The sequence below is a fragment of the Streptomyces sp. NPDC006733 genome (assembly GCF_040636125.1).
GTDB lineage: Bacteria > Actinomycetota > Actinomycetes > Streptomycetales > Streptomycetaceae > Actinacidiphila.
In genome coordinates this window covers 420,451-427,216 of record NZ_JBEYJD010000001.1, presented here as the reverse complement: position 1 = coordinate 427,216, position 6,766 = coordinate 420,451, and the positions used below count along the sequence as shown (strand labels likewise).

At 71.7% G+C, this 6,766-nt stretch carries 6 protein-coding genes; all 6 read right to left on the bottom strand.

The genetic code is table 11. The features are described from left to right. Positions 1–75: 75 nt before the first annotated feature. On the bottom strand, positions 76–1,401 hold the full coding sequence (locus ABZ721_RS01910) for a cyclopropane-fatty-acyl-phospholipid synthase family protein (RefSeq protein WP_358786561.1): 1,326 nt from the start codon (positions 1,399–1,401) through the stop codon (positions 76–78). 155 nt (positions 1,402–1,556) lie between these two features. After that, on the bottom strand, positions 1,557–2,969 hold the full coding sequence (locus ABZ721_RS01905) for an NAD(P)/FAD-dependent oxidoreductase (protein ID WP_358786560.1): 1,413 nt from the start codon (positions 2,967–2,969) through the stop codon (positions 1,557–1,559). Positions 2,970–3,278: 309 nt separating this feature from the next. Continuing rightward, the gene (locus tag ABZ721_RS01900) at positions 3,279–4,223 is read right to left on the bottom strand and encodes a Ppx/GppA phosphatase family protein (protein ID WP_358786559.1); all 945 of its coding nucleotides are present in this window, start codon (positions 4,221–4,223) and stop codon (positions 3,279–3,281) included. Next, entirely contained in the window at positions 4,220–4,774 is a 555-nt protein-coding gene (locus tag ABZ721_RS01895) for a DUF501 domain-containing protein (protein ID WP_358786558.1), read from the bottom strand. The genes ABZ721_RS01900 and ABZ721_RS01895 overlap by 4 nt, the downstream gene beginning before the upstream one ends. Positions 4,775–4,862: 88 nt before the next feature. Then, entirely contained in the window at positions 4,863–5,360 is a 498-nt protein-coding gene (locus ABZ721_RS01890; RefSeq protein WP_358786557.1) for a septum formation initiator family protein, read from the bottom strand. Between the two features lie 94 nt (positions 5,361–5,454). Continuing rightward, entirely contained in the window at positions 5,455–6,738 is a 1,284-nt protein-coding gene (gene eno / locus ABZ721_RS01885; protein ID WP_358786556.1) for a phosphopyruvate hydratase, read from the bottom strand. Positions 6,739–6,766: the final 28 nt, after the last annotated feature.

The following is a 6,766-nucleotide window of genomic DNA, read 5'->3' as shown; positions in this document are numbered from 1 at the left end:
GCCCTCGACGTCCGCCACCACGGTTGTCGACATCGGCGTCGTCATCGAGCTGAGCGCCGTGCGCCCGCGTACACTTCACCCCTGCGGCTGCTCCGGCCAGGGCCTGGCCGGGGGCATGCCCGCCGCCCCGTCGGGCCGGGTCCTGACGGCCAGCACCTGGTTGACGCCGATGCGGTTCTGCTCGAAGGACAGCGCGCTCGCGGCCATGTACAGCCGCCACACCCGCGCCCGTCCCGGGCCGGCCAGCCGTACCGCCTCCTGCCAGTGCTCCTCCAGGTTGCGCACCCAGGCCCGCAGCGTCAGCCCGTAGTGCTCGCGGAGCGCCTCGACGTCGCGCACCTCGAACCCGGCCTCCTCCAGCCGGGAGACCGTCGAGCCGACCGGCGCGAGCTCCCCGTCGGGGAAGACGTAGCGGTCGATGAACTCGTCGACGTGGTACGCCTCCTCGTCCGCCCACGGGCGGCGGGCGATCTGGTGGTTGAGCAGCCGGCCGCCCGGCCGCAGCAGGCCGTAGAGGTGGGTGGCGTACTCGCGGTAGAGGTCGCGGCCGACGTGCTCCGCCATGCCGATCGACGAGATCGCGTCGTACGGGCCGTCCTCGACCGCGCGGTAGTCCTGGACGCGGATGTCGATACGGTCGGTCAGCCCGGCCTCCGCGACGCGCTTGCGCGCGTAGGCGGCCTGCTCGGTGGAGAGCGTGATGCCGACGGCGCGCACCCCGTACTGCTCGGCGGCGTGCAGCACCATCGAGCCCCAGCCGCAGCCGACGTCCAGCAGCGTCTGGCCGGGCCGGAGCGCCAACTTGCGGCAGACCAGGTCGAGTTTGGCCCGCTGGGCCGCTTCGAGGGTGGTGTCGGGGTGCTCCCAGTAGGCGCAGGAGTACACCATCGACGGGCCGAGGACGCGCTCGTAGAAGGCGTTGCCGACGTCGTAGTGGTGGCTGATGGCGTCCCGGTCGCGGCCGGGGCTGTGCCGCGGCCCGAACCGGCGGCGGGCCTCCTCGGGCGGCGGCGCGGGCGGCAGCCCGGGGCCCGCGAGCGCCAGGGCCTCGCGGGCCAGCCGGTAGGTGCGCGGGTCGCGCAGGGTGTCCATCCGCCGCCGCAGGGGGCTGACGTGCGGTGCGCCGTCCTCGCCGGTGTCCCAGACGAGGCCGGCGATCAGGTCGAGCGCCTCGTAGAGGTCGCCGTCGATGTCCAGGTCGCCCGCGACCCAGGCGCGGGCCAGGCCCAGCTCCCCCGGCTTCCACAGCAGGCGGCGCAGGGCGCGGCGGCGCCGTATGACGATCGCGGGGGCTTCCGGGGGTCCGGCCTCGCTGCCGTCCCAGGCGCGGATGCGCAGCGGGAACGGTCCTCGAAGGGCTTTTTCAGCAAGGTCGCGCATGCGACGGGCCGCATCTGCCATACGCACGAGCGTACGACGCACGAGCGCCGGCGCGAGTGATTTTCCGGCCCAACCGCACGGGCGTCACCAGGAGCACGCCGAAGGGGCGCCCGCACCACGGATGGCGGGCGCCCCTTCGGGTCGTGCATGAGCGGCTTCGGACGGTGGAACCGGCGTCAGGAGGCCTTGGCCTTCTCCTGCGCCTTCCCGGCGGTGGCGCCGCCGGCCGGGGTGGCCGCCTGAGCGGGGGCCGGGGCCGGACGCGCCGCCTCGTAGAACTCCTCGCGGGGGTTCTCCATGGCGCCGAGCGAGACGACCTCGCGCTTGAGGAACATCGCGAGCGTCCAGTCCGCGAAGACGCGGATCTTGCGGTTCCAGGTCGGGACGGCCATGCCGTGGTAGCCACGGTGCATGTACCAGGCCAGCCGGCCCTTGAGCTTGATCTTGGTCTTGCCGACCACGATCATCGCCACGCCCTTGTGCAGGCCCAGACCGGCGACCGCGCCCTTGTTGGCGTGGGCGTAGGTCTGCTGCGGGAAGCCGCGCATCCCCGAGACCACGTTGTCGCCGAGGACCTTGGCCTGGCGCAGCGCGTGCTGGGCGTTCGGCGGGCACCAGGCGTTCTCGACGCCGGCCTTGCGGGCGGCGACGTCCGGGACCTGGGCGTTGTCGCCCGCGGCCCAGATGTAGTCGGTGCCCTGCACCTGGAGCTTCTCCGAGGTGTCCACGTGGCCGCGCGGGCCGAGCGGGAGGCCGAAGCGGGCGAGGGCCGGGTTGGGCTTGACGCCCGCGGTCCACACGATGGTGGAGGCGTCGACCTCCAGGCCGTTGGCGAGCACCACGTGCTTGTCCACGCACGACTTCATCGACGTGCTGAGGTAGACCTCGATACCGCGCTCGCGCAGGTGCTCAAGGCCCCACTCGCCGAGCTGCGGGCCGACCTCGGGGAGGATCTTGTCCGCGGCGTCGACGAGGATGAAGCGCATGTCCTCGCGCTTGACGTTCGGGTAGTACTTGGCGGCGTCGCGGGCCATGTCCTCGACCTCGCCTATGGTCTCCGCGCCGGCGAACCCACCGCCGACGAAGACGAAGGTCAGCGCCTTGCGGCGGACGTCCTCGTCCGTCGTGGAGTCGGCCTTGTCGAGCTGCTCCAGCACGTGGTTGCGCAGGCCGATGGCCTCCTCGACGCCCTTCATGCCGATGCCGTTCTCGGCGAGGCCGGGGATCGGGAAGGTGCGGGAGACCGCGCCGAGCGCGATGATCAGGTAGTCGAAGGGCAGCTCGTAGGTCTCACCCACGAGCGGCTGGATCGACGCGACCTTGCGGTCCTGATCGATGTTCATCACGCGGCCGGTGAGCACCTCCGCACCGGGCAGCACGCGTCGCAGCGGGACGACGACATGGCGCGGGGAGATGCTGCCGGCGGCAGCTTCGGGAAGGAAGGGCTGGTACGTCATGTACGAGCGCGGGTCGACGACAGTGACCGTCGCCTCGCCGTACCGCATCTTCTTCATGATGCGGCGCGCCGCGTACAGGCCTACGTACCCGCCGCCTACTACGAGGATCCGTGGACGCTCCGAAGTGCTCATGGTTCGAGTATCCAGCACCTGATGGAGGGGTGCTCGTGAGCCCCTTCACAAGGTCCTGGACACCCTCTGCTACACTGCCCGGCCGCGTGATCAGCCACACAGCCCGTCAAGGGAACCCGGCACGCCGTTCCGGCCTCGATCGCCCCACCTGATCAGCGAAGATCTTCGCCGCTCCGGCCCGCTCCCGAAGGCCTGTAACACGGCGGAAACACCACGCCACAAGGGTTTTGAGGGCGTCACCGGCCTGGGGCCTGGGAAAATTGGGCCCCAGAGCCGGAACTTCATGTGAAGAGTTTCACAAACTTCGTTCTACGCGAGGCTCCAGGCGATCCCGTCGAGGATGTCGTGCTCGCTCACGACCACCTCCCGGGCCCCGGTGCGCTCCATGATCTGGAGCAGGACGAGGGCTCCCGCGCCGATGACGTCGACCCGGCCCGGGTGCATGACGGGGATGGCCGCGCGCTCGGCGTGGGTGGCCGCCAGGAGCCGGCCGGTGATCTCCCTGACCTGCTCCAGGGAGATCCGGGAGTGGTGGATCGCGGCCGAGTCGTACTCCGTCAGTCCCAGCGCGATGGCGGCGACCGTGGTGACGGAGCCGGCCAGGCCGACGAGGGTGCGGGCCTGCTCCAGCGGGACAAAGCCGGCCGCCTCGTCGAGGGCCGCGTTGATGTCGGCCTTGATGGCGGTGATCCGGCCCAGCGTCGGCGGGTCGACGACCGTGCCGTCGTCGGCGGTCAGGTGGCGCTCGGTCATCCGCACGCAGCCGATGTCCACGGAGCGGGCCGCGAGCACGGTGTCGTCGCCGACGACGAACTCGGTCGAGCCGCCGCCGATGTCCACCACCAGGAAGGGCTTCGCGAGGCCGTCGTGGCCGGTCAGCTCCTTCGTGGCGCCGGTGAAGGAGAACTCGGCCTCCTGGTCGCCGGTGATCACCTCGGGCTCGACGCCCAGGATGTCCACCACGCCCCGGACGAAGTCCGCGCGGTTCTCGGCGTCGCGCGAGGCGGACGTCGCGACGAAGCGCAGCTTCTCCGCGCCGAGTTCGGCGATCGCGGCGGCGTACTCGCGGCAGGCCGCGAAGGTCCGCTCCAGCGCCTCGGGCGCCAGCCGCCCGGTGCGGTCCACGCCCTGCCCGAGCCGGACGATCGTCATCCGCCGGTCCAGGTCCTTGAGCTCGCCCGTGACCGGGTCGGCGTCGGCGACCAGCAGGCGGATGGAGTTGGTGCCGCAGTCGATGGCCGCTACCCGGGTCACTTCGCTCCCCCGTCGGTCGTGGCGGCGTCGGCGGCGCGGCCGCCGCTGACGCAGGGGCCCTTGCGCCACCAGTCGGGCAGCATCGCGATCGCCTCGTCGCCCAGCGGGTTCACCCCGGGGCCGGCGGCGAGCGAGTGGCCGACCAGGACGTGCAGGCACTTCACCCGGTCGGGCATGCCGCCCGCGCTCGGGAAGCCCTCCAGCACCTCGATGGCGTCCCGGCGGGTGAGGTAGTCCTCGTGCGCCGCCCGGTAGGCGGCGGCCAGCTCCGGGTCCTCGGCGAGCCGGGCCGTCATCTCCTTCATGACGCCGTCGGCCTCCAGCGTCCCGATGGCGGACGCGGCGCGCGGGCAGGTCAGGTAGTACAGCGTCGGGAACGGCGTACCGTCCTCCAGCCGCGGCTGGGTCTCGACCACGTCCGGCTGCCCGCACGGGCAGCGGTGGGCGATGGCCCGCAGGCCGCGCGGCGGGCGGCCCAGCTGTTCCTTGAACGCGGCGATGTCGGCCTCGGTCGGCGTGGTGCGGGGGGTGGGAGCGGGGTGATCTGTCATGAGCCGTTCTCGGTCGTGGAAGGTCGGGCGGGTTCTCGGCGTCGGCTGCCGCAGCGTGCTGCCGGCGGGTGTCGGTCGGTGACGCCCGCTACCGCCGCGGGGTCCCGGCGGCGTCGGCGTGGTCGACGCTGTCCCAGAAATTGTCGTACCAGGGGCGGTGTGCGGCGGCCTCGTCGGAGGACCGGCGGGCACCGGAGTCGCCGTCGGCGCTCGGCGCCGGGTCCACCACCGTGTAGCCGGTCTCACCGGGCAGCAGGAAGTGCAGCCGCTGGCGGGCCTGGGTCCGCACGTACGCGTCGTCCTGCCAGCGGGCCTTCTCCTCGCGCAGCCGCTCGACGCGCTCCTTGGCCTGCTGGGCCTCCTTGCGCTGGTCGGCGATGTCCGAGCGCTGGGCGATGTACTGCCGCATCGGATAGGCGAGGGCGACGATGAGGGCGCAGAGCACGAGCGCCAGCAGCGCGGCCCGCCCGGTGAGCTTGCTGCGCCGCGGGGCGGGTCGCCTGGTCGCCGCGCGGTAGACGCGGGCCTGAGCCTCCTGGCCGATCGCCTTCAGCCGCGCCGCGGTGGCAAACCGGTCCGCCCCCACGCCGTCTCCCCTCGTCCACACGTACCTACGTCCCCGGCCACGGTACGGGACCGGGGACGGGGACGTAGGTCAGACGTGCGGGTGGTACCGCCGATCAGCCCTTGAAGCGGGGGAACGCGGAGCGGCCGGCGTAGACCGCCGCGTCGTCCAGGATCTCCTCGATGCGCAGGAGCTGGTTGTACTTGGCGACGCGCTCGGAGCGGGCCGGGGCGCCGGTCTTGATCTGGCCGCAGTTGGTGGCGACGGCGAGGTCGGCGATGGTGACGTCCTCGGTCTCACCGGAGCGGTGCGACATCATGCACTTGAAGCCGTTGCGCTGCGCCAGCTCGACCGCGTCCAGGGTCTCGGTGAGCGAGCCGATCTGGTTGACCTTGACGAGCAGCGCGTTGGCCGAGCCCTCGTCGATGCCGCGCTGCAGGCGCTCCGGGTTGGTGACGAAGAGGTCGTCGCCGACGATCTGGACCTTGTCGCCGAGCTTGGCGGTGAGGGCCTTCCAGCCCTCCCAGTCCTCCTCGTTCAGCGGGTCCTCGATGGAGACCAGCGGGTACGCGGCGACCAGCTCGGCGTAGTAGTCCGACAGCTCGCCGGCGGAGATCTTCTTGCCCTCGAAGTCGTACGTGCCGTCCTCGTTGTGGAACTCGGAGGCGGCGACGTCGAGCGCGAGCGCGATGTCCTGGCCGGGCTGGTAGCCGGCCTTCTTGATGGCCTCGACGATGAGGTCGAGGGCCTCGCGGTTGGAGTCGAGGTTCGGCGCGAAGCCGCCCTCGTCGCCCAGGCCGGTGGAGAGCCCGCGCTCCTTCAGCACGCCCTTGAGCGTGTGGTAGACCTCGGCGCCCCAGCGCAGGGCCTCGGAGAAGGACTCGGCACCGATCGGCGCGATCATGAACTCCTGGATGTCCACGTTCGAGTCGGCGTGCGACCCGCCGTTCAGGATGTTCATCATCGGGACCGGCAGCACGTGCGCGTTCGGGCCGCCGAGGTAGCGGAAGAGCGGCAGGTCCGAGGCCTCGGAGGCGGCGTGCGCGACGGCGAGCGAGACGCCGAGGATGGCGTTGGCGCCGAGCGAGGACTTGTCCGGGGTGGCGTCCAGGTCGAACATCGCCTGGTCGATCAGCCGCTGCTCGGTGGCGTCGTAGCCGACCAGCTCCGGGCCGATCTGCTCGATGACGGCGAGAACGGCCTTCTCGACGCCCTTGCCCATGTAGCGGCTCTTGTCACCGTCGCGAAGCTCCAGGGCCTCGAAGGCTCCGGTCGAGGCACCGGACGGCACGGCCGCGCGGCCGGTGCTGCCGTCGTCGAGGCCGACCTCGACCTCGACGGTGGGGTTGCCTCGTGAGTCGAGGATTTCCCGGGCTACGACGACGTCGATGGACGGCACGAGTGTCTCCTTCAGGCTGTGTACAGCT

Coding starts and splice junctions, on each gene's coding strand:
- ABZ721_RS01895 (WP_358786558.1), bottom strand. CDS start 4,774: ATGACAGATCACCCCGCTCCCACCCCCCGCACCACGCCGACCGAGGCC.
- ABZ721_RS01910 (WP_358786561.1), bottom strand. CDS start 1,401: ATGGCAGATGCGGCCCGTCGCATGCGCGACCTTGCTGAAAAAGCCCTT.
- ABZ721_RS01905 (WP_358786560.1), bottom strand. CDS start 2,969: ATGAGCACTTCGGAGCGTCCACGGATCCTCGTAGTAGGCGGCGGGTAC.